The organism is Staphylococcus caeli, assembly GCF_900097965.1.
In the GTDB taxonomy this organism is placed as follows: domain Bacteria; phylum Bacillota; class Bacilli; order Staphylococcales; family Staphylococcaceae; genus Staphylococcus; species Staphylococcus caeli.
The window spans coordinates 1-22,660 of record NZ_FMPG01000018.1 but is presented as its reverse complement, the minus strand read 5'-3'; the positions used below and the strand labels follow the sequence as shown (position 1 = coordinate 22,660).

Sequence of the window (22,660 nt, the reverse complement as noted above, 5' to 3'; positions counted from 1 at the left end):
TACGTGAACATCTGTTATAGTTGCGATCGCTGTCTACACTGCTGGTTTACATCACAGGTTGAACTATTTACCGAATATGATGAACCTAAGTTGCTGGAACTTATAGAAAACTGGAATAAATTTTACCAAACTAGAAAGACAATAAATAATGCTTAGTTTAGACGAGAAGAAAATCAGAAAAGGTAAACCTATTGGATTACCATACCAAGGAAGCAAGAAAAAGATAAGCAAGAAAATAGTTGAGATTATCAAACAGAACTTTGGCACAGACAAGCCGATATACGACATCTTCGGAGGAGGCGGAGCAATTACATCCGAATGTATTTTAAATGGCTTAGAAGTATATTATAACGACTTAGACAAGGATATAACCAACGCTTTTGAACGAGTTATCTCTCAAGACCGTGAGTGGATTAAAAGCCTTATTGTTTCACGTACAGAGTTTACCGAGATTAAGGAGAAAGAAAACAAGACAACAGATGACTTTTTGAAGTTGCTGATTAACTCTTTCGGTAATAAAAAGAGAGATTATTTATATTCTAAAGAAATTTCAGATTTAAAATATAATCTAGCTAAAGAAATAATTGAAAAGCATGACGTTTTTAGTGGTTATAAACAGACCAAAACATATAAGAGATCGATTGAAAAGTACAAACAATTTCAACAAATTCAACGACTTCAACAACTTGAACGACTTGAACAACTTCAACGAATTCAACAACTTCAAAAATTAAATAAAATAAAAGCTACAAGCAAAAGTTATCACGCTTTTAGTGATGTTTCTGGAGCTATTCTATATCTTGACCCACCTTATGAAGAAAGTCACCAAAAAGGTTATATTAATCAATTCGATAGTCAAGAATTTTATGACTGGGCATTTGTAATGGCTAAAAATAACATCGTGATAATTTCAAGTTATTCAATTTCAGATGAACGCTTTGAAGCTGTATATTCTTTTGACAAAGCGCGCAGCACTCTCCAAAGTGGAAGAAGCAAAAAAGAAAATGAGAAATTATTTATGGTTAAAAACAGTTAATATTTGATAAAGTAAAAGCAATTTGATAGAATAGAGTTATAAATAGAGGAGAACAAAATGAAAGATACAGTAAAAACTTTAATGATGGTTGCAGGTGTCGGCTTTACACTTATCGCTATCACTTGGATAGGTATGCTTGCGACGTTGCTTATTGCATGGATTGGGGGTAACATCTAATGAATTATGGTACAAATAAGCACTATGCCAATGAATACGGTATGGAACTTAACGAATACTTTAAACATCATTTTAACTATGAAGAGCTTGCAGGCTGGTATACAATGCAGGTATTAAAGTATCTAGTGAGAGCTGGCAAGAAAGAGGGTGAAAGCTACGACAAAGACCGTAACAAGGCTTTAGACTATGCAGGAGAACTTGCTAACTTAAGTAACGAGAATAAGCTTACAGAATACACTGCTGACGACATTATGAGCTTTGCACAAGATATAGCTGATGATTTCAAACAATGGAAAGGCGAAGAATAATTGAAAATAAAGTTTATGCTTGACAGTGTGAACTTTTTTTGATATTATAGTCTTATAGAAATTAAGGAGATACAAATGAAAAATACAATGTTAAATTGATGAACAACAAAAAAGGATATTTAAACTCTTTTAAAAACGAGCTAGGGAATAAGTTTCTCTTCCTAGGGTTTAAAGAAGAAAGAAATAACTTTAAATCAGAGTTCACGAAAGAAGAGATAAAAGCGATTGATGAAAGATACTTGGAATTTATTGAAGAGGTCTAAAGTTAATTCTTGACAAATATAAAGTAATTTGATAATATTGTTTTATAGAAAGGGGATTAAACAATGGCAACACAAAAAGCTATAAAGGTCGTAGCTTATAACCCTACAACGGAAGAAGAACTACACTTCAGCTGTAAGGCTCAATGTGCTAAGTATTTTGGTCTTAAAACTAATACAGTCATCAGGTGGCTTGATAATGGTAGACCTGTAATTGAACTGCTGATAGACCTAGATAGAAATCAAGTAGAAATTGAAAAACAAAGCAAACTAAATGGCTTTGAATTATTTACGATTAAGGAGTGGTTAGATTATGTGTAAGAAACGCAAATACACAAAAATGGGTGCTTTATATTCAATAGCAAATGCACAGCATAATAAAAAGAAAGCTGATAAGATACCAGTAAGAGCTTATTACTGCAAGTGGTGCAATTCATATCACTTATCAAGTCAGCAAAGACTAAATATTAAGACAGGAGTAATTGGATAATGAATAATGAATTTACATATTATAAAGTAGAATGGTTAGAAAAAGATATAACAGGTTTTTACAACGTTAAAAATAAAAAATATTATACAAAGAGAGAAGCGTTTGATTTTAAGTATTTTGTAGAAAAATCTGATATAGCTTCTAATTGTTTAGTTAAAAAAATAACTGAAATTACTGAAGTTATCGCTTGACAATTTAAAAGAAGTTTAATATAATAGTATATATAAAAAATTAAGGAGAATTAAGATGATTAAATTATTTAACAAGAAGCCTAAAGATAAATATAAGAGAGCTGTAGCTTTTAGTTTGAAAGGTTTAGGTAAACAAATTAGTGCTTTAGAAAATAAAGGTTTTGAACGTGTGGGAGATATTCAAACAATTGTAATGAACGGAACAAGTTCAGGTTATGAGCAACTAATGGTTAAGAAAGTAGATAAATAAAATGACAAATGAAGAATTATATGAAAGAATTACTAGCGTACTAGAGGAACAAGGTATCGCAATGAATCAATTTGAGTTAAAAGTTAAATCTGAAACAGGTAAATATCCTAACCTAAGAATAACTAAATCACGCTTGAGCTTGCCAAATACCGTAGCATTCCCTTATCTTACTATGTTTTTAAATGATGATGAAATGCACGAGCTTACACTTAAAAAAATTGATAGCGTAGGAGATAACGGAGAAGCGTTTGACTTACTAGATGAGATATTGTCTAGTTTAGAACCAAGCAAAGAATATCTATATAAGCAACGATTGAAGCGTAAAATGCAAAGGGAGGCAATGAGATAATATTACACAAGTACACAAGGAAGATTAATAGTTCAAAATATCCACGGTCAACAGCTAGAAAGATCGCTAATGACTTGAACAAGAATGACCCTTTTAATAATTATCTAGTGAGCCTTGAGCTTGGCTCTAAAAGGTATATTATTGAAAAATTTGAAATTAGAGGTATGAATAGATGAAACGTTTTTACGTAGAGGAAGACGACAATGGCAAAGAGATTAAGCGAAAACTTACAACTTTTGCTAATGATGATTTAACACAGCTTTCAGATGATGAGCTAGAAACATTATATTATGAATCATCTGCTCAATTTTTAGCTAAAGCAATGCACTTTATGAAGATTGAGAACGAACTATTTTCAAGAAAGAATGTAATTGTAAGTGATGAAATTCTAATAAATGTCGGCAATAATATTATTGAAGCTATCAATCAGGTAAGCAATTGATGCGCAAAAAGGAGAGCAATTATCTTTATTTTAACAGACGACACAACTAGAAGTATCGTATTGATTCAAAAGGCTCATAAAAGGGCAGATAAGGGCTTTAATGATATTGTGGCACAATTATATGAACAAGAGCTTAAAACGCAAGAGAAAGCAAAATATGAGCATATAAGGCAAGCTAAGGAGAAATCACTTGAAGAACAACGAATTAGTGAAAAAAATCAACGAAGAGTTGAAGCTGAAAAACAAGCCTAAGTTGACAGAATCGCAAGAGAACACGATGAGGAAACTTAACGATCTAATAATAGAGGAAGTCAACATGTTAGTGAAAAAGATGAAATGATACCGAACAAAGAAAGCCCCACAATTAAGTGAGGGCCTTTTTCGTATTATTTTTTAGCAATGATTGGTTTGTCGATTCCGTTAGCTTGCATGAAACGAATATCAATAGGCGAACCTTTCCAATCGAAGTTTTTAAGGTCTTTGCCAGTTGTTTCTTTATAAGTTTTACGAACAATTGCCAATTGGTCTGGGTGTGATAGAGCGATAACTTTTTCGCCATTAAAGTAGTAAGTTGTTTTATCGCCATTTGTATATGTAAATTTCATTAAATCGTCGTCCTCTAATTCTGTATTTGTTTGTGTATTGTTTACTGCGACTGTGCCACTAGTTTGTCCTGTAAGGCGCTTGTTTAGTTCTGTGATAAAGTATGAGCGACAACTCTCTAACGTGCCTCCGTGTACTTCTACTGAACGTCTAGGGCATGAAGTTGCTGAAAGTTCTTGATGTAGTTTAACAGTATCACGATTAGGAGTTAACCCCCATTGTTTCATGTACTTAGCCACGTCATCTAGTACCGCTTGCTCATTTCTCAAGAACTGGTTTAAATCGCCCTCTGATTGGCATACTTCCCAGCTTGCATAGTTAGCATTACCGTACGAGTTGGCACAATGCCATGCCATATTAGAGAAATCAGAAGCTTGTAATCTTCCGTCAGAAGCAATGTAGACATGAGCAAAGCCATTTTCAGGGTTATGATTAGGTAACCAGTTGTTGTAGAAGCCAGCGTTAGCACCATTCGAACCAGCGTCATTGTGAATTACAACCCCAGTAGGGTTATAACCACGTACACCAGCATTAGTTATATTCATTCTTTTTTATCCTCCGTTTGTTCTTCTTCTACTTCTGGAACACTTACACCGTTCTTTTTCATAAGTTTAACCAAACCGTCGAACATAGGACTGATTTTTGCGACCAAATAAATAAATTGCCCTACAAAGTACAATAAACCTACGTCAATCACAGTTTTGGCAATATCAGAAGTTGAGGGAGTTTGTGTAAAGAAGAAGACCGCATATAAAACCCACAGGGATAAAATAACCGTTAAGTCAATCACAAGTCTACGTTTGAAAGGTGGGTTCATTGCTTCTCTATCTTTTACCCATGTAGCGAAAAGAATCGCTAAAATTAAGATAGTTATTAAAATCATTCTAGTTACCATTTTGTTTCGCTTTCTATTTTGTTATTTAATGAAGTAACTTCCGTTACCACGTGTTGCAATAGGTGTTTTACCAATATCTGGTCCCCACCAAGTAATACTACCGTTTGTGTCTATGTCAATATGGAAAGAAGTCTCATGTCCAGCAAAATGACCAACAATACTTTGAACAACAGCTGGACGAAATTCTTTATCTACCCATGGTCCAGACATTTTAATGCCAGCTTTTGTAGTTGATACACTACCAAAGAGTCTAACAATTACTAAATCATCGTTCTTTTTAGTGAATTGCAACTGCATACCATTTCCAGTTTGAATTGTCAACATTTGAGTTGGAACATCGATTGTACCTCTAAGTGATATATCATTTGCATTGATTGAACCTTTAAGCGATAAATCATTTGCATTGATTGAACCTTTAAGCGATAAATTATTTGCGTTGATTGAACCTTTAAGTGATAAATTATTTGCATTGATTGAATCTTTAAGTGATAAATCGTTTGCGTTGATTGAACCTTTAAGCGATAAATTATTTGCATTGATTGAATCTTTAAGTGATAAATCGTTTGCAGAAATACTATCTAAAGTACTAGCCTGAAGAATTGGCTTAATGCTTGTTACACCAGTTCCTGAAGTCGTAACAACATCAAAACAAACTTTCAAAACGCCAGAACCGTTGTTTATATCAACACCGTTACTATTATTTGATGTTTCTGCTGATAAACTTACAGGGTTTGCTGTTTGCGTTAAGTCAATATTTGCATGGATATAATTAACTGCATTACCTTTTAAGGCAACAGTTTCATTCAATAGTTCAAAATACCTCCCGCCTGCAACGATTGATGTGTTAACATATTGCACGTTAAGGGCTGTATTTAATGGACTTTTCCAATCTTTGCGCCTAATTGTTCTATAGCCCATTCCAGTCAACATCATGTATAGTTTTCCGTCATTATTAGAACCGACTGGAAACTCTGTACCATTTGGACTGAAAAACGTGAAGTTTTTAATTGTCATTTTTAACCTTTCTTGAAATTATTTCCGCTTTATCTAAAACTGGGTTATCAGTAATTGATAGCTCTAACAATCTAAATTTTCTACCGCCATAAGGATAACCACCAATTGATACAAATTGTCCGACTTCATACAAGAGCGTGGTCTCGATTCTAAGCGTGTTTTTACTATTATAGTACACTTTACCTTGCAATAGTTCTAAGTGGTCTTTACGAAGCTCTCTATGCCCTTTAAAGCTATCTATTCTATATTTGTCGCCATAAGTAGCTACATACTCATATAACATTCGGTTTGTCTCCACTTCCTACAAAAATAAGTCTATCATTGAACTCTGTTTTAACTCTATCTGCTATATATCCTGAATATAGCTTGCCCTCGTACCAAATATCTACTAAGTCATTAACATACAAAGGAAAAAGTTCATTTTGATTAAAGAATAACCTTGTGACGATTGTAGAGGGAGAAATTTCAACCTTAATAGTAGACAACTCAGGAGGGTTTCCGTGGTCATCTCTATCATAAAACAATGTTTTGGTTGTCCTTACATCTGGCAAGTCTGTTCCGTCTCCATGATAAGTGCTATAATCAATGACATCTCCGTTATTTTTTGCTGTGTACATTTTAGGAGGGTCTGTGTAGTCATCTGTTGCTTTATTTTTAACGAACACAACAGCAAAATTATAAGCTGAACGTTCTACTATTGTTTCCGTGTCCATTGTCACACTTTGCTTAATATCTACCCTTGTCGTGATTCTTTTTCTATTCCAGTTTCTTGAAGCAAAGTTAATGAATAACAAGTTTCTAGGGTCTGTTTCAGATGGAGCGTGTTGAATGGTTGTAGTTGGTTGAAATTGAACCTTGGAAAATATCCTTTTTGCTACATCATGAGCTGATGAAGTTTCCGCTTTACGATTAATCGTAGCCTTTCCAGCAAAGATACTTGAATCAAAGAAATAACCATAACTCATTAAATTATTTTTATTAGGGTCAATTAAATAATTAATTATACCAGAGTTTGTCTTTTTGGCTATTGCGTTTGGAACGTCAAGACTTTCAATCATTGCCCAAAAGTAGTTTTTTAACGTAGCTTTATTACTTTCGTCTACATCGGTCACAAGGTAAACCATATCTAAATTCAGTTTTTTCCTCTTACCTAGAGCTTCTTCAATTGGAACAACTTCAGGAAAAAGTACTTGAACAATATCGCCAACTTCTACCGAAACGGTCAATGTAGCTGATGAAGTGTAAAGATAGCCTGTTTCCCACAGTTCGTAATCAATAACTTGACATCTTGCCTTTGGTATTGGAAGGCCTCTTTTTTCTTTTTTACCATTAGGCATTCTGAAATCAGATATATTGTAATAGTTAGGGTTAAAGTTATCATAAACGTTAGCTTCTAACATTAAATAAAGTCCGCCTTTCTCTTGATTTTAAGCTCTGCCTTACTTAAATTAACTAGCTCCATTTGACCTTTTTCAATTATACGAGTTCTGTATCGCTCAAAGTTCATTACAGGGAATAAGTTTAGTACAGTTGTACCCTTCCAGCCTTGATAAAATTCGTCATTTACATCTGTATTAATTAAAATATAATCTTGTACCTGTTCCGTCTTAAACACAATTGCAGTATATTCGTTTCCAACATCGTCTAAAAATCTAACTCCAGCAGGTGTTTTAGGAAGTTTCGGATATAATACCCCCATAAAACTAAATATTTTTTCTTTTATTTCCCAACGGCTTAAACGGCCTATGTCACTTTCCCCATAATAAGTGTAAGAGGTTCCTTCGATATACTTATAGTCTCCTGGTGCGGTTCCTCCATAAATTTTAGACTTACCAGAAAGAACTTTACCATTTTCAATCATGTCAAAAGTTAAATTTTCGTAAGTATACCACTTTGTAACTACATCGAAAGTTATCTTTTCGCTGAAAGTTCCGTTCTTACCGTAACCCTCTGTCTTTGTGACATCTGCTAAAGCTAAATCAGCATACACCTGAAAAATTTCTGTTTGATATTCAAGTGTAACGAATTTTTTGCTAAGAATATCGTTTACGAAGTCTTTCATTAATTGATAATTTTCTTCTAAACTTTCTCCAAACGTTTCTAGCTTAAACTCTATTTGTGGTTGAGTAATTGAGCGTTTTCCCATTATTCCAATACCATTACTTTGCCAGATGTTATTAGTTGATTGTAACCCTAAATTAGAGGGCTGGTAAAATCTAACTTTTCCATTTGTAACGTCCCAAACTTTGTCGTCTGTTCCGTCTAAGTTAGTATGTATTTTATACTGTCTTACCATTAAGCCCTCCCTAGTTCAAATTCTCGTCTGATTGCACGCGCTAAGTTAGAAACATCTTGACCAGCACCGCCTTGCACGTTAAATGTGTTATATGTTCTATTGTCGCTTGATACACTGTTAGTGCTTAAACCGTAACCGCTAGAAGATAAATTGACATCTGTTAAGCCTACTACCATAGAACCTTTGAATAGTCCGCCAACTTTACTTGCAACCCAATCAATTGAACCTTTGATATTTTTAATTGTATCTGTTACACCTCCAAGAACGCTGTCTATTGTATCTTTGACTCCTCCAAATATTCCGCTAAAGAAGTCGCCAATGCCCTTAAATACTCCTGTTATTGCATCCCAAGCATTTGAAGCAAATTTACCAAAAGCCTCGAATACTCCGCTAACTATATCTTTAGCACCGTCAAACGCTCCCTTAAAGAAATCAGCTACTCCGTTAAATACACCTGAAATTGCATCCCAAGCTTTTGAAGCAAAGCCACCAAGAGCGCTAAACACTCCGCTAACGACACTGCGAACAGAATTGAATATGCCACTAAAGAAGCCTGAAACTGCATTCCATATTGATGAAACTACTCCCCAAGCGCTAGAAGCAAAACTTCCGATTGCACTAAATACTGTTGAAACTACTGATTTTACAGCGTTAAATATACCGCCAAAGAAGCCTGAAACTGCATTCCATACGCCAACCAGTATATCCCAAGCTGAACCAGCAAAGCTACCTATGGCGCTAAATACTGTTGAAACTATTGAACTAACTGCGTTAAATATTACACCAAAGAAACCTGATATGCCGTTCCACGCTCCGATAACTAATTGGTAAGCACCGCGAATAATAGCCAATATAAGTTGGAATGCTAAATTAATTACTGATCCAACTAACCCAAATATAGATTGAAAGAAACTAATTAAAGGTTGGAAAGTTGTAACAAACCAGTTATAAGCACCTGTCACTAAAGAAGCAATGGTTGTAAATACAGTTGTAACAACATTTACTATTCCGTCCCATAGCCCTGTGAAGAACCCTGTAACTCCTGCCCATGCTGTTTGAATACCAGTAACAACAGTTGTCCATAAAGTAGTAAAGAATGTTGTTATTCCGTTCCAAATATTTTGAACACCTTGTACAATTCCACTGAACCAATCGACTAAGCCTTGCCAAATGCCTTTAGCTCCGTCAACTGCTCCGTTCCATATATCAGCAAACCATTGACCAATACCGCTAAAGAATGAAACTATTCCGTCCCATGCACTCTTTAAGAAGTCTACGAAACTACCCCAAACCTTTTTACCTGTTTCGGTTTGAGTGAAGAAGTAAACTAAACCAGCAACAATGGCTGCGATTGCTATGCCAAGAGCCACGAATGGATTCATAGCCATTACAGCATTGAAAGCTCCTTGTATAATTGTACCAGCTTCAACAACCTTATTATATATCTCGACAGCCTTAATGATTCCATCAATAACTTTCAAAGCAACGAATACACTAGCCAAAGCAGCTAAAGCTACTTTTAAAGTATCTATTGCGCTTTTACTTTCACTAATTTTTTGCAGAAAATCAGCTATTTTTTTCGTGACTTCTGAAAATTTACCAGCAAATACAGCTATGCTTTTTGCTACGTTATCTATACTTGTTGCGTTTTTTGTTGTTTCTGTATTTATTCCAATAAATGAATTTATGACATTCCCTATAATAGAAACTATGGAACCAAATGCACTTTTTATGCTATCCCAAGCCTCTAAAAATGCTAAAGTGGCTGCATTTTCTTGCAGTTTTTGAAACAAGTCTTGGAAATACTTAACTACATTTGTTACAGCTTTACCAGCACTTTCGCCCCAGTCAGACATCTGGTCTATTAAGCCACTAATGATAGGTGTTAAAGCGTTCAAAGTAGGCACTAAAGCAATTGACATTGTTTCGTTGAAGCTGTCCCACGCGTCCCCAATAGTTTTGATTCCACCGCCCGAACCTTTAGCCATTTTTTCCATAGCCTTGTTGAGCATATCCATCGAAACAGCGCCTTTTGAAACAGCGTCATTAAAAGAACCGTATTGCTGTAATGAGGGGTTCATTTTCATAACAGTGTCTTTTAAAGAAGAACCAAGAGCTGTGTTGTTATCGGTTAATTGTCCAATATTTTCAGCCGTAACTTTACCAGCTGCCGACATTTGACCGTAAGACTGAACTACACCTTTAAGGTTTTCGCCAGTACCACCAAATGCTTGGTTAGCTTTTACTAATGCTTCTGTTTTACTGACCGCTTTTTTAGCGCTATCGCCTAAACCAATGAACGTTGTTGAAAGTTTTAAAGTATCTTCGGTATTTGCATTTGTATCTTTAGCAAGATTCTGCATAGATTTGCTTACATAGTCAAAGTCTTTTCCATTGCCTTTGAACTTCATTGTATTTTGCAATGAAATCATGGCTTTTTGAGTATCCATTGCGTTAGATACCCAGTCTTTTAAGCCGTTACCGACAGCACTAACAGCACTTGCACCGATTTGTCTGAATGCACCAACAGCAATCTCTCTAAGACCGCTAAAGCGTGACTTCATGCCCTCAATTCCGCTATTAACGCCTTTAGTATCCATTTTAGCGTCAATGTTCCAAGAGCCTGAACTAATAGCACCCTCGACTTGCTTAATTTCGCCCTCTAGCCTATTAGCTTGTGTTTCTACTGTACCTAAATCTCTAGTAAGTTGTAGCCATTTCTTTTGACCTGCTGACGTCCCTTTGTCAACCGTAGAAAGTTCTTCTTTTAATTTTGTTGCTTTGTCACGTGATAAGCCCAACTGCGTTTGTAAGTTCTTCTGCAATTGCGCCATTTTCCCGGTATTTGTGGGGTCAAGTTTTAGAGCTTCACGTAAGTTTTTAGCTTCTCCTCTAAGCCCTGACATTGCGGTATTAACGCCTTTAAGTGAGTTCTCGAATTTCGTTGTATTACCGTATATCTCGACCTCAAATGTTGCATTACTTGCCATTACATACCCTTTCTTTTACGCCTTTTCTCTTTTTCTTTTTCCTCTTTCTTTTTCTCTGCAATAAGTTCGATTATTTTATAAACAAGTTCTAGTTCCATTTCCATGAACTGTGTTATATCAATTTCATTATTGCCCAAAACAGTCAAAAGTTCTAAAGTTTTATTTTCCCTTACAGTATCTTTCTTTTTCTTAATCAATGAACTAGAAGAAAAGAAGACTGTATCGTCTTCCGTTTCCTCTTTTTCTTTAATAAAAACAGTTTTACAGAAGATATTGATTAACTCGTTAGTTGTAGGAAGCTCTGTTTTATCATCTAAGGCGTTTTGCATTCCTCCGTTACAATCTACCCAAAGTATCAATAACTTGTCTGTAAAGCTCTCCATTTGCTCTGTAAAGTCATCAGGAATATATCCAGCGACAAAAGAATTTTGTAGGTCTGCAAAGTCTTTTAAATCTGTAATAAAGTCTGAACCAGTTAGTTCTAAGTATCTAATTGCATGTTTTAAAATCATTTACAGTCCTTTCAGCTCATTAAATTTCTTTCTGCCATAATTCGACAAGTTCTTTAAGCCCTTTACCGTCAGTATCGAACTCGAAGCTAGAACGGAAGTCAGAGAAGTCACTTTTAGCTTTTACAATGTTATCTTGAAAAAGAGCCAAGTATAGACCATATTGAACGAACTCCATTAGGTCAGTAATTTCTCCGTCTTCTTTTTTAAGTTCTGTATCCATTGCCTTTTGTTGTTGGAAAAGGTCTTTACCTGTAATCATTTTAAATTTACGTGCTGTACTCAATTGTTTTGCCATTTTATTTTATATTCCTTTACTTAATCTATTTTTAGTCTTATGAATGGTCAGTTACTGAAACTCCTGCGGTAACATCTTTATAACCCTCAGCGGAGAACTTTACGTTATAGGCACCTGGAGCAAGTTGTCCGTTTGTTGCTACTTTTCCATTTGCGTCATTAATCACTGATGTTACTTTTACAGTTCCACCATTAGAATCTTTCAAAGTGGCAGGCACTACGATTCTTCCGTCATTATGACCCTTTGTAGCAGTAGTCACATTAGGAATAACAGGAGCTACGAGTGTAATTCCACCAGCTAGAACTGTATCAGGTTGCATAATGAATAAACCACTTTCCATTTTCTTGACGAAATCTTTTGCTTGTTCTCCCCAAATTTCGTACTCAATAGCAGGGACTTTTTTACCGCCATTCAAATAAATATCTGACTCAGTCGCTTGTACTGCCAAAGTCCATTGGATAGGGTCTACACCGTCAACTGAATCTGTTTCTGATTCTTTTGTTGCTTCTGCTGTTGGTCTCAAATTTGGATAAACGACTACGCGATAACCGTCAACAAATTCCCCTGTAACTTTATCACGCTTACGCCCTTTAATAAGGTATTGAACACATTTCGTTTTCCAATTACCAGTAGGAGACCAACCCAAGCCATTTTCTGTTCTTTGTTGACCTAAAATGTCTTCTTTAAGCGATTGGTCTGTTTGAATGAATACCATTTCGCCTTGAAGTAAGGTAGCACCTTTTTTCACTCCATGGTCTGGCACGTCATCAGCTGGATAGCTGTTAGTCTCCGCTTGGTCTTCCATTGCGCCAACTGATACTAAACCAGTTACAATTTTATGGTTAGTAAACTCTGGTTTTCCGTTACTTCCCTTGGCCATATCAGCTACGATTAGAGCTTCATTACCAAAGAAAATCTCACGTGAGTTATAATCTAATTTCATTTTTTATTTTCCTTTTTATTTTTTTATGCAGTACGTTTCCAATAATATATTGTCGTTGAACCAATTACTGCTGAACCGATATTTTCCCATGCAATCCTAAATATATATTAATCAATATCAATATTCCACATGCAAACAGGATATATTAAATCTTGTAACTGTGACATAATTTGAGCCATTGAGTATTTGTTAGGGTGTATCGATCCATAAGTAACGCCATCTGAATTTAAAGCTGACCATGTTTTTATAGACATATCATTATGTGCGTAAGTTCTCGCTGTAAAATCAGCAAACGCACACTCGTATTTACGACATAATTCTTGTATTATAGGTCTAACATTTTGAAACCACTCTACATAGGTTCTCCCAGTATTATAAACTGTTCCAACTGTTGGCAAAGTGATGATAATAGCCAAATCTTTTACGGTTTTATTATAAGCTGGTCTACCATTAACACTTGTATTTCCTCTTATTCTTTTCAATCCTTCTTCCATATTTGTTTTAAATAAGTTTAATCTTTGTTCTAGTGTTAACCCAGCGAACTTCGTATGGTTTTTATCAGCGTCATTCATTCCCCATCCAATTATTAAAAGGTCTGGGTTATGTTCCATCGATGTTTGTAAAAAACCATTAGGGTATTTTTGTAAATAGTAAGGCAAAGCATAAGTTGGGTTTCCTACCCATTCATTCGTATTTCTACCACCAAAACCATTGTTTAGTATTGATAATTTTTTTAAATCATAATTCCCTGCCTTCATTATTTTTTTAAGTGCATAATCTTTCATGCCAAAAAAAGTATCTTGAACCGATGATAGTGGAGCGTAACCAGCAGTTATACTATCTCCGTCTAATGCTATTGATATATTATTTACACCGTCATAAATTTTCTCATACCAATGCTCTAAATATTCATGTCCCCAAATAGGTGTAACTGGATATTTGTAATAATCAAACGCAGTAGTAGTTGTTGTAACAGTGTCATTACTTACTGACGGGGTATAATTTACCATTTTTTGAAAACTATCTAAATTACTCGGTACGTTGTTAGTGGATGAAGTGTAATTTAAAACTTGCATGTCTGCTAATATCATGTCAATATCAGATTGTGTAAGAGGTTTTAATCTAACATACCCTTGAATAGCATATATTCCATTTGCGTTTATATTTTTTTCGTTTGTAACAGTAACACTCTCACATTTCAAAGTATTGCTATTAAATTTAACTAATTCTAATCTTAAATATTTTGAGTTAGTATATTTTAAAATAGAACCCTTATTTAATGTCATTTTTTGAGTTGAAAAGTATGTCTTGTTAATATCTTTTGAAGCACTACCAACACTATATTTTCCATATGTTACAGTCAAGTCAATATCAACTAACATTCTATCTTTGAGAAATTTTAATTCATCTTCAATAATGTCTATTTTGTCTGTAGTTGAAATATATGATGTAAAAATAAAATTTGATTTTGTCGTTGCAACATCTTCTCCCATTTTTCCAAAACCAGTTTTGGCAGTTTGAAAAGCAATTTTGCCAATATGCTTTATACTCATTCCATTTTTTACTTCGCCATAGCGTAAAAAAGCACCATTTTTATCATATAAAAAATATTTATAAAGTGTATAATTAGTTGGATTTTTAATATTTAATTCAACAGTACCGCTAATATCAAACTTTACAGTTCTATTCATAGACTCATTAATAACTGTTTCGCCATTATTATCATTATATTTACCAACTTCCCAAGCAACATTTAAAGTTGTTGGTGTTAAACTGTTCGCTTGTGCTTCGGTAGCCTTTGCCATTGCATTTTTGGCTTCACTTTCAGCTTGTTTTGCTGTTTCTTGAGCAGTTGTTACATTTTGATTTGTGATTAATAAATCTGATTGTTCAGCTTTTGTTGAAATTGCAATCCCTTGCCTGCTGACATCAGCTTGTAAGTTGTTCAAGTCTGTTTGATTGGCTTTAAGCTCAATATTGCTCTTGTTTGATTCAGTTTGAGCATGTAAGTCATTCAACTCACTACGCATTACTTGTGGCATATTTTCCAATAATAATTTTGTAAAATCATCAATCTTATTATTTACTTCTTGAGCTAAATCTGTAACCGTAGAATTATCTGATATAAACGTAAGGTTCTTGCTGACGATAACCTGCTCTTTATCTTCATTGAGAAGTATTAAGTTCGCTTCAATAACTCCAGTTTCTGTCATTTCGGTAGGAATTACTAAAATAAACTCTCCCTTAGTTAAGTTTTCAGGAGGAATCATAACAAAACCTGAATTACTGCTATTAGTATATTGATATGTAAGTTTTAATGAATGGCCAGTCAAATCAATTTCGCCTCCATTATCAAGTATTTTAATTGACAATGTTCTAGCGTTGACGTCGCCTTGCATTATTTGAATTGGTTGTGGGAAGCCTTTATTGACCGTATCCCATACAATCGCTCTATTTTTAAAATTATCTAAACTCATTAAAAAATACCATTATTGTTAATTTCAATCAAATGTAATTAAACCACTTTCTACTTTTATAATTTCATTGAATTAGCATAAATAGCGCCTTTTTTCAATGTTGTTTTAACGTCTTGCATACCTTTTTTATTTCTTAAAAAGTACATACCATGATAACCGCTAGTATAATTAGCTCTAGTACCTGCGTCAATAACTATTTTATCGCCTTTTTTAACTTGTTTTAAGTTACTTGATAATTGACCAGTATTTTGGTATCTAGCATAAGTATAGGTGTGACCATGACTTCTAATTAATCTAGTTCTTCGGCTTGCACTATTCGCTTTAGCTTTAAATTCTGCTTCAAACCAGTCGCCCATGCGTTCTGTTACTTTAGTTTGCATTTCTTTAGCTATGCTTGCTGTATTAAGTAAATTCATTGCCATGCTTGACCACCTGCACCACAAGGCAAATAAACAGTACCAGTATAATTGTACAAATGGCTATTCTCTGACCAGTTCGTCATATTCCAACCGTTTTGTAAAACATTTCCGACTAGTTCTACAAGTTCATCGTCAACATCTTTAACAGATAAAACAACTTGATAATAGTAACCCATGACAAAGCTCGTATTATCCATTTTAATGACCTTTGAGTCACTAAGTGATAAATATACCGTCTTGTCTTCTATCGTGTCCTTAACACCTAAAATAACGTCATTTAGAGGCATTGTAAGCAAATTGTTGTACCAATCTATATAAGAATCAAATTCCATTGCTTACTACCCCCTCTAAAATCATCTTGTTATTCTTAGGGTTTCTTTCCCATGTTGTACGCTTGAAAGTTTCGCCTTTTTCGTCCAAGAAATAGTTGAAAATCAAGTCTTCCATTTCTCCGATTCCGTTAAGCTCGTATCTTACGTTTTTACCTAGCCCAATCATAGAAAACTCATCAAGCCTTGTCTGACTAATTCTCTGTTTAACTGCTGGTAAAACGATAGGCTTTATAACATTAGCTTCTGCACCGTTCTTCTTCTTAACAGTCGTTTCTACCTGTAATGTAACTTGTGAGAATATCATTAAATACCTCCATAATACATTAACTCTTGCAAAGAAGCCAAACGTTTCATTTCAGCATTTCGCCATTGTTCTGCTGGTTCATCAACAATATTAAGCCGACAATAACAAGAAATAAAGTCTTTAACTAATACGCTTGTTTCGTCAGCTTTAATACCATTTTTTTCTAGCAATTTAATAGCTATTGAACGGAATAAGATAAGTTTACTATCATAAGCTGTTACTAAAATCGGAATACCACAATAGACCTTAATATAATCTATCATTTACTTCCTCCATTTTATTCTTATGCTACTGTAATTACTGCACCAGCGTTATAAGTTTCAACATGACCGCTTGTTAGTGTTTCTACCAAAATCATGTTGCTGTTAGTTTTCCATTCAAAGGCATCAACTTTTGTAAGGTCTTGCATGTCAATGTGATACTTTTGGTCTACCAATACAGTAGGTTTGAGTGCTTTTGAACCTGTATAGACAATAATTTCATCTACTCCAACTTCAGAGGCAATTTCAGCGTCATCATTTTTAATACGAACGTGAGCATTTGCAGTTGCTTGACGTAACTCATCTAACAAGGCTTTACGGTCTTCTGCTTTAACAATCAAATAACGACGTCCAGCAGTAGGGCGAACAAAGTCAACCGCTTCTTCAATAGCGTCAGCAAATGGAGTTTTGCCAGCTGATTTGGCTTTTGTAGTAATCTTTTTGATTTTTTTGACGTCTGCTTCTTTTTCAATTGATTTAAAACCGTTTGTTCCGTCACCCTCAATAAGCGCAAGGTCAACAATTTTATTAACAATAGCTTGTGTAAGTTCCGCTACAATCAAGTTGTAAAGTTCAGAATATGACATTTGAAGTCGTTTAACACGTTCAGCAAGTGATTGCAATTTATAAACCATTACAGGTTCAAGAGTATCAATAGTGAGAGCTGCAGCCTGTTCTACTTTTTGTTGTCCGTCTTTGTGGAGATTTGCTTCATTAGCTGAATCAAATGAGCGTGATACGAGCAAAGCGCCGACATTTGTAACACGGAATACTTTGAACACTGGGTTAGTATTTAACAAAACTGTGTTGATTGAATCAACCAATTTACGTGGAAGCTCAAAAGTTTTATCTGTGATAGTTACACCATTTTCAGCAAGTTTTGCGCTCCAAGCGTTTTTAATTTCTGATTTTCCAGAGTTCTTTTTCAATACATCAAAAAATTCTGTTACAGCGTTTTGTGATTCAATAAAGTTTGTCATTTTATCTTTTCCTTTTGGTTTTTCTTCCTGTGCGTTAAGTTCATTCTCAATTTTGATAATTTCAATTGAATTTTCTGAAAGTGTTTTTTCCAATTCTTGTACTTTTGGCAAGTCTTCAATTGCATTTTTTACTTCAAAGCCACTAATTTGAGATTTTAAAGATACGTTATTTTCTTTAAGTTCTGCCAAGCGGTTCTGTTTTTCGATTAAATCAGGTTTATTCATATTTCTTTTTAATATCCTCAATTTCTTTCAAAGCGTTACGGCTTTCAATAATTTTGTTACGTTCTTCTGTGAGTTCTTCGCCCAATGCATTTTGAATAAACTTTGCGTTAGGGTCAGCTGGTACTGAAACAAGAGAAATCTCTTTAAACTGTGCTTTATTTACAACTAGAGCATCATTTTCATTAAACTCATAATCTGTAATGTAATAGGCAATTGATAGTGAATCAAACGCTCCATTTTCCACAGCTTTGTTAATGTTTGGTGCATTGTCGTAAAGCGTAAAGTCAGTCAGGTATTTATTAGAAGCTAAGTCATAATAAACTTTCGCGTCCCCAATTACTTCACTAGATCCAGCTCCGTGTTCATATAGCAATGGATATCGTTCTCTAGCAAACTCAATGCAGTTAGGGGTCAAGATAATACCGTTACGATTCTCTACGCCAACTTCTGAACCAATGCCTTGGAACGACTTAGAACCGTCCTCGTTTTCAGTTACTTTAATTTCAGCACTATTGGTTATTAGTTTCATCTGTGCTTGTTACGTCCTTTCTATTGCCTTGTAAATCACTTAGGTTTTTAACAGCAACTGCGTTAAGGTTTGTGACATAAATATCTCCGCCCTCGATTGGTTGCTCGCCCATTTTAACAAGAAGTTGATTCTGTGTAAAAATAGGAGCGTTGATATTTTCGTGATACAAGTCAATTAATTCTTTCAAAGTTGCAAACTTGAATAGCTGGTTATCTACGATTATGCGTTCATAATATAAATTATCCTTAACTACTCGTCTGCGGTTTGTTGAAATCAGTTTATAAGTCAGTTCCTTTTCAAGTTGAATCAGTAAAGGAATGATAGTAGAGTTATAAAAATAAATTTGTTGTTCTTGCGTAGCAGTACCAAGCAAAATATTTTCATTCATAAAGTAGCCTGTCAAAAGTTCCGATTTAATAAGGTCAATTTCATCTTTGTTTAAAACGGAATAATCTTTTTTAAGTTCTACAATTTCCGTCTTGTTATCAACTGGTGTCAAACCATTGTAACTCGAACCCTCTTGCATGTTCTTTATTGTTGTTAAGGCTTTTTCTCGATACTCTTGCGTATTATCAATATCAAGAAAGGCATTAATTTTCAACAAGCCACGCAATTTACCTTGTTCCAGCTTAGTTTGAATACTAGCTAGAGCATTATCTAAAATACTTGTATCCTCATTGATATAAAAAGGACTGATAAGCCTTACTAATTCTTCAGGTTTATATTCTTTTTTATCGTTAGCAAATAGTAGGTCTAATAGATCTCCTGTTTCACTATCAAATATAGGGTACAGGTCAACATAGCGCGTGCATAGCAACTTTTTAATTACTTTCTGCCAAAACTCCATGCTATTGTGTTCGCCCTTAGAACTCCAGTTTAGAACCTCGTCTAAGTCAGAACCTGCCATACTAATCAAAGTATCAGAACCAACATCAGACTTTTTATATTTAACATGATTAAATTCTACTTTTGTTATTTCATTAGCGATTTTATTATGAATGTTAGTCACAAAGGCACTTGTATATTCTACCGCTTCGTTTTGCCACGCTGTAACTCTTTGAGTATCATTGTTTAGCTTTCCACGTGAAAATGATACCACTTTTCCGAATAAGTTCAATTTTTCCCCTTTCTACCATAAACTCACACCTTTCCCACGTTTATACTCGCTTGTCTTCTTGTTATGGCAAGACTTACAAAGGAGTTGTAGGTTATCAGGGTTCAGCGCTATTTTCCAATCATCAAGATTTTCCCAAGTTAGTTCTATAATATGGTCTACTTCGTATTTTTTAGCACCGAATGCGCCACATCTTACGCAAGTCATCTTATCACGTTGTCTTACATAATCACGGACAGCCAACCATTCTTTTTTATTATACCAACCACTTTCTCGAACTGTGTCAACATTATACTTCATCTGACACCGCCATTTCTAAAGCCATTGTCAAAGCAACAGTAGGGTCAATTTTATCTTTTTCAAGTTTTTTAGTATACATATAGTCCCCATTTTGTCCGATTTTAACAGCAGTATTATTTAAAGCCCACTGCATGACTTTTTGGTTATGGATAAGTTTATTTTCCGCTAACTTAGATTTTAATAGCTTGATATAGTCACTCATTGAGAAACCTTGTCGAATTGCTCTTTGGTTGTCTCCATCTTTGTCAAAGAAATAACGCTCAATCAGCCCTTTTAAAATTTCATAGCGAGCTGGGTCGTATCCGACTTTTCTAAGTCTGCACCCTGTTTTGGTTCTAAAGTCATTAATATGCGGTATTAAGTCGTTCACATTGATGTATTCCGTATCAAGTAAGATTAGTTCGCCTCTGTCAACGAATTCAGTCCATAACTCTTGTTGTTCTGTGTCCAGTTGCTCATATTGAGACCGTACAGAGAAAGTTAGCGTATGGCTGTAAGTTTTACCCTCTAACTCACAAACGAACGATACAGCGGTTAAATCGCCAATTAAGGATAGGTCAATTCCGACATAAGTTCTATTTTTATTAAATACAGATAAATTAAAGTCTGTTAGTTTAGTGTCTTGCGGAGTGAAGTAGTAAGCTGTATCCTGCATAGGTAAGCCCATATTAAACGCTAAGAACTTATTCTGTAACGCTGGGTCTCCTTGCGCAAGCTCGTACTCCTCAATAACTCCTGACCACTTAGGAACATTGCCAATAAGTGGTAAAGCCATAGTCCAATTCTTTTTATCTTTGACCTGCTCATGATTTTCTAGCATGTAAAGCAAGCCGAATGACCTATCATTGTAAAATTCTTCTTCTGATTTGAATCGTTCAACAAGTTTATCATAAAGTCCGTCGCGTTTAAGTCCGCCAGAAGTGATGTAAATACTTTGCCAGTTATCTTGTTTTTGACGTGAACCTTTATTAACTGACTCTGTTATATCCTCGCCATAGGTATGGACTTCATCAAATATATTAAGGGAACTGTTACCACCTTGCGCTCGTAAAGTATCATTTGTTTGCTTTTTAAAAGTGGTTTTGAAAGACGTAAATTCTAGCCCTTGTTTTGTACTCTTGAAAATCTTGTTTTCATTGTACACTCTTAATGTATCACTTGCTTCCGTTTGATTCCTAACTTGGTCAAATACGTGTCTAGCCTGTGTATTATCGTATGCAATAACTAGACTTTCTCCGCCATATTGTCCGCCTAAAATCATCCAGTTAAGCACGCGCGTAGCCATTAAACTAGACTTACCTGATCCACGGCCTAAATTAAGAAAAATCTCATTAATTAGGTTGACTTGAACACCTTTTTCATCAACCATATCATAGCCTAACATTAACTCATACCACCATTTTTGTGTTGGAAGTAGCTCAATTTTCATCAGGTTACCAGTAGTCAGGTAGAAGTTGTCTTCTATCCATTCAATAGCTTGCGTAACACGGTCATAGCGATAAATATATTTGTTATGAATACGTATTTGCTTCTGAATAGTCTTGCGAATGTACTTATTAATAATAATGCCGTTTTCTTTGTTGTATTCCAACATTTTATTTAAATAATACATTCATTCCCTTTCTATTCAAATACTGATTGCAAATATTCATCTGAATATGGACACCAACCTTCGTCATCAGTCATTTCTTTTTTAAGTTGTTTCCAGTTTGAAAACTGACCAATAATAGAATCGTTGTCTCCACACGTCTCACAATAATCTTCAACTTCTTCTAATTCTTTTTCTGAAGTATTTTCTGACATCAGATAAAGTCCTCCGCCCAAATGGTCTTCAACTACCCAATATTTTTTCATTCAAACCCCTCTGGGACTTTGATTTCTGGCGTTTTATACTTACTTAGCTTATAGTCGTCAAGTTCTTCAATTTTAGCTTTAAGGTCATGAGCACTTGATTCTTCCTGTTGCAATCTCCGCCATTCAGTAGGGTTATAAAGTTCAGGGTTTCCAGCCTTAGCAACCATCATTGCTACCAAGCTATCTTTATCAAGTTCTTTCTCTTTAACCTTTACTTTTTCAACGTTTCCGTCAGCGTCATATATTGTTTCTGTTTCTTTTAGCGTTCTGACTGTCAGTTTGCTCGCTAAGGCACTTTCGGCTAGTTCTAATAGATTTCCCCTAGCAATGCTTTTAGCTTCGTCATACGCCTTTATATTGTCATCTCGCCACTTTCTAAAAGTTTTAGCCGAACAATGCAAACTGGTGTAGATTTCTCTGTCATTACAGCCTGATTCAATTTTATCAATGATTTGGCTAAAAAGCGGTTCTTCATACATCTTAGGTAAAATTGTGGGTCTGCCACCTTTTTGTGTTTGCATATTATCCTTTCTTTTAAATGTGGTTATATCGTTTAAAGCCTATATTTTCGTTCCTGTGAGCGTTAAGTTAATTAGACTTAAATTATATCGTAATGATATAAACACGCTCATACGAGCCAAAATATTAGCATATAGCCATATAATTTCCTTTTTATTTGAGATTTAGCGAGATTTAGCGAGATTTAGCGAGATTTAGCAAGATTTAGCGAGATTTTTCTTTTTGATTTTTTGGGGGATTCGCAGCCGGGAGTCCTTTGTGCTGAAAATTTCCCTTAAAATATCATTTAATGGGGG

At 34.8% G+C, this 22,660-nt stretch carries 32 protein-coding genes; 10 read left to right on the top strand and 22 right to left on the bottom strand.

Annotated elements, in window-relative coordinates:
- Window positions 1-148: 148 nt before the first annotated feature.
- The 10 genes from BJS11_RS12185 (at window position 149) to BJS11_RS12150 (ending at window position 3,755) form a co-directional block, all read left to right on the top strand.
- The gene (locus tag BJS11_RS12185) at window positions 149-1,036 is read left to right on the top strand and encodes a DNA adenine methylase (protein WP_036851131.1); all 888 of its coding nucleotides are present in this window, start codon (window positions 149-151) and stop codon (window positions 1,034-1,036) included.
- 57 nt (window positions 1,037-1,093) lie between these two features.
- Window positions 1,094-1,213, top strand: a complete 120-nt coding sequence (locus BJS11_RS14210) for a DUF7186 family protein (RefSeq protein WP_425337477.1) — start codon at window positions 1,094-1,096, stop codon at window positions 1,211-1,213.
- Window positions 1,213-1,521, top strand: coding sequence for a DUF3310 domain-containing protein (locus tag BJS11_RS12180; RefSeq protein WP_036851133.1), 309 nt, complete (start codon window positions 1,213-1,215; stop codon window positions 1,519-1,521). Before BJS11_RS14210 ends, BJS11_RS12180 begins: the two co-directional genes overlap by 1 nt.
- 326 nt (window positions 1,522-1,847) lie before the next feature.
- Entirely contained in the window at window positions 1,848-2,102 is a 255-nt protein-coding gene (locus tag BJS11_RS12175) for a hypothetical protein (RefSeq protein ID WP_036851135.1), read from the top strand.
- Window positions 2,103-2,270: 168 nt separating this feature from the next.
- Window positions 2,271-2,462, top strand: a complete 192-nt coding sequence (locus BJS11_RS12170) for a hypothetical protein (RefSeq protein ID WP_068505922.1) — start codon at window positions 2,271-2,273, stop codon at window positions 2,460-2,462.
- A gap of 55 nt (window positions 2,463-2,517) precedes the next feature.
- On the top strand, window positions 2,518-2,712 hold the full coding sequence (locus BJS11_RS12165) for a hypothetical protein (protein WP_036853165.1): 195 nt from the start codon (window positions 2,518-2,520) through the stop codon (window positions 2,710-2,712).
- Between the two features lies 1 nt (window position 2,713).
- Window positions 2,714-3,061, top strand: coding sequence for a DUF7339 family protein (locus tag BJS11_RS12160; RefSeq protein WP_036853164.1), 348 nt, complete (start codon window positions 2,714-2,716; stop codon window positions 3,059-3,061).
- Window positions 3,058-3,237 carry a DUF7228 family protein gene (locus BJS11_RS14205; RefSeq protein WP_043626189.1) on the top strand — a complete coding sequence of 60 codons (180 nt, stop codon included), beginning with the start codon at window positions 3,058-3,060 and terminating at the stop codon, window positions 3,235-3,237. Before BJS11_RS12160 ends, BJS11_RS14205 begins: the two co-directional genes overlap by 4 nt.
- Window positions 3,234-3,503 carry a hypothetical protein gene (locus BJS11_RS12155; RefSeq protein ID WP_036853163.1) on the top strand — a complete coding sequence of 90 codons (270 nt, stop codon included), beginning with the start codon at window positions 3,234-3,236 and terminating at the stop codon, window positions 3,501-3,503. Before BJS11_RS14205 ends, BJS11_RS12155 begins: the two co-directional genes overlap by 4 nt.
- 60 nt (window positions 3,504-3,563) lie before the next feature.
- Window positions 3,564-3,755 carry a hypothetical protein gene (locus tag BJS11_RS12150; protein ID WP_036853162.1) on the top strand — a complete coding sequence of 64 codons (192 nt, stop codon included), beginning with the start codon at window positions 3,564-3,566 and terminating at the stop codon, window positions 3,753-3,755.
- 134 nt (window positions 3,756-3,889) lie between these two features.
- Here the strand turns inward: BJS11_RS12150 and BJS11_RS12145 are convergent, their stop codons facing one another.
- The 22 genes from BJS11_RS12145 to BJS11_RS12040 all read right to left on the bottom strand — a co-directional run bounded on the left by BJS11_RS12145 (window position 3,890) and on the right by BJS11_RS12040 (window position 22,366).
- Complete coding sequence (locus BJS11_RS12145) at window positions 3,890-4,651, bottom strand: peptidoglycan recognition protein family protein (RefSeq protein ID WP_036853161.1); 762 nt, start codon at window positions 4,649-4,651, stop codon at window positions 3,890-3,892.
- Window positions 4,648-4,989: a hypothetical protein gene (locus BJS11_RS12140; protein WP_197064330.1), complete on the bottom strand. Its 342-nt coding sequence runs from the start codon at window positions 4,987-4,989 to the stop codon at window positions 4,648-4,650. The genes BJS11_RS12145 and BJS11_RS12140 overlap by 4 nt, the downstream gene beginning before the upstream one ends.
- 33 nt (window positions 4,990-5,022) lie before the next feature.
- Window positions 5,023-6,015, bottom strand: a complete 993-nt coding sequence (locus BJS11_RS13445) for a hypothetical protein (protein ID WP_036853159.1) — start codon at window positions 6,013-6,015, stop codon at window positions 5,023-5,025.
- Window positions 6,005-6,298 (bottom strand): hypothetical protein, encoded by a 294-nt coding sequence (locus BJS11_RS12130; protein WP_036853158.1) that lies wholly within the window; start codon window positions 6,296-6,298, stop codon window positions 6,005-6,007. The genes BJS11_RS13445 and BJS11_RS12130 overlap by 11 nt, the downstream gene beginning before the upstream one ends.
- Window positions 6,288-7,415 carry a hypothetical protein gene (locus tag BJS11_RS12125; protein ID WP_036853157.1) on the bottom strand — a complete coding sequence of 376 codons (1,128 nt, stop codon included), beginning with the start codon at window positions 7,413-7,415 and terminating at the stop codon, window positions 6,288-6,290. The genes BJS11_RS12130 and BJS11_RS12125 overlap by 11 nt, the downstream gene beginning before the upstream one ends.
- On the bottom strand, window positions 7,415-8,311 hold the full coding sequence (locus BJS11_RS12120; protein WP_036853156.1) for a phage distal tail protein domain-containing protein: 897 nt from the start codon (window positions 8,309-8,311) through the stop codon (window positions 7,415-7,417). The genes BJS11_RS12125 and BJS11_RS12120 overlap by 1 nt, the downstream gene beginning before the upstream one ends.
- Window positions 8,311-11,301, bottom strand: coding sequence for a tape measure protein (locus BJS11_RS12115; protein ID WP_036853155.1), 2,991 nt, complete (start codon window positions 11,299-11,301; stop codon window positions 8,311-8,313). Before BJS11_RS12115 ends, BJS11_RS12120 begins: the two co-directional genes overlap by 1 nt.
- A complete protein-coding gene (locus BJS11_RS12110; protein ID WP_036853154.1) occupies window positions 11,301-11,813 on the bottom strand; it encodes a hypothetical protein in 513 nt (170 codons plus the stop codon). The genes BJS11_RS12115 and BJS11_RS12110 overlap by 1 nt, the downstream gene beginning before the upstream one ends.
- A gap of 19 nt (window positions 11,814-11,832) precedes the next feature.
- Complete coding sequence (locus BJS11_RS12105; protein ID WP_015979526.1) at window positions 11,833-12,108, bottom strand: hypothetical protein; 276 nt, start codon at window positions 12,106-12,108, stop codon at window positions 11,833-11,835.
- Window positions 12,109-12,145: 37 nt separating this feature from the next.
- Window positions 12,146-13,051 (bottom strand): phage tail tube protein, encoded by a 906-nt coding sequence (locus tag BJS11_RS12100; RefSeq protein ID WP_036853153.1) that lies wholly within the window; start codon window positions 13,049-13,051, stop codon window positions 12,146-12,148.
- Window positions 13,052-13,158: 107 nt separating this feature from the next.
- Window positions 13,159-15,528: an SGNH/GDSL hydrolase family protein gene (locus tag BJS11_RS13660; protein WP_052080622.1), complete on the bottom strand. Its 2,370-nt coding sequence runs from the start codon at window positions 15,526-15,528 to the stop codon at window positions 13,159-13,161.
- Between the two features lie 56 nt (window positions 15,529-15,584).
- The gene (locus tag BJS11_RS12090; RefSeq protein ID WP_036853152.1) at window positions 15,585-15,950 is read right to left on the bottom strand and encodes a hypothetical protein; all 366 of its coding nucleotides are present in this window, start codon (window positions 15,948-15,950) and stop codon (window positions 15,585-15,587) included.
- Window positions 15,941-16,279 carry a hypothetical protein gene (locus BJS11_RS13975; protein WP_036853151.1) on the bottom strand — a complete coding sequence of 113 codons (339 nt, stop codon included), beginning with the start codon at window positions 16,277-16,279 and terminating at the stop codon, window positions 15,941-15,943. The genes BJS11_RS12090 and BJS11_RS13975 overlap by 10 nt, the downstream gene beginning before the upstream one ends.
- Complete coding sequence (locus BJS11_RS12080) at window positions 16,269-16,583, bottom strand: hypothetical protein (RefSeq protein ID WP_036853150.1); 315 nt, start codon at window positions 16,581-16,583, stop codon at window positions 16,269-16,271. Before BJS11_RS12080 ends, BJS11_RS13975 begins: the two co-directional genes overlap by 11 nt.
- Window positions 16,583-16,846, bottom strand: coding sequence for a hypothetical protein (locus BJS11_RS12075; protein WP_002820020.1), 264 nt, complete (start codon window positions 16,844-16,846; stop codon window positions 16,583-16,585). Before BJS11_RS12075 ends, BJS11_RS12080 begins: the two co-directional genes overlap by 1 nt.
- Window positions 16,847-16,866: 20 nt before the next feature.
- Window positions 16,867-18,048: a hypothetical protein gene (locus tag BJS11_RS12070; protein WP_036853149.1), complete on the bottom strand. Its 1,182-nt coding sequence runs from the start codon at window positions 18,046-18,048 to the stop codon at window positions 16,867-16,869.
- Window positions 18,041-18,577 (bottom strand): HK97 family phage prohead protease, encoded by a 537-nt coding sequence (locus BJS11_RS12065; protein ID WP_036853148.1) that lies wholly within the window; start codon window positions 18,575-18,577, stop codon window positions 18,041-18,043. Before BJS11_RS12065 ends, BJS11_RS12070 begins: the two co-directional genes overlap by 8 nt.
- On the bottom strand, window positions 18,558-19,694 hold the full coding sequence (locus tag BJS11_RS12060; RefSeq protein ID WP_036853147.1) for a phage portal family protein: 1,137 nt from the start codon (window positions 19,692-19,694) through the stop codon (window positions 18,558-18,560). The genes BJS11_RS12065 and BJS11_RS12060 overlap by 20 nt, the downstream gene beginning before the upstream one ends.
- Window positions 19,695-19,706: 12 nt before the next feature.
- Window positions 19,707-19,991, bottom strand: a complete 285-nt coding sequence (locus BJS11_RS12055) for an HNH endonuclease (RefSeq protein WP_036853146.1) — start codon at window positions 19,989-19,991, stop codon at window positions 19,707-19,709.
- Window positions 19,981-21,585 carry a terminase TerL endonuclease subunit gene (locus BJS11_RS12050; RefSeq protein WP_209436229.1) on the bottom strand — a complete coding sequence of 535 codons (1,605 nt, stop codon included), beginning with the start codon at window positions 21,583-21,585 and terminating at the stop codon, window positions 19,981-19,983. Before BJS11_RS12050 ends, BJS11_RS12055 begins: the two co-directional genes overlap by 11 nt.
- A 29-nt stretch (window positions 21,586-21,614) precedes the next feature.
- On the bottom strand, window positions 21,615-21,845 hold the full coding sequence (locus BJS11_RS12045; RefSeq protein ID WP_036853254.1) for a hypothetical protein: 231 nt from the start codon (window positions 21,843-21,845) through the stop codon (window positions 21,615-21,617).
- A complete protein-coding gene (locus tag BJS11_RS12040; RefSeq protein ID WP_036853255.1) occupies window positions 21,842-22,366 on the bottom strand; it encodes a bacteriophage terminase small subunit in 525 nt (174 codons plus the stop codon). The genes BJS11_RS12045 and BJS11_RS12040 overlap by 4 nt, the downstream gene beginning before the upstream one ends.
- Between the last annotated feature and the right edge of the window lie 294 nt (window positions 22,367-22,660).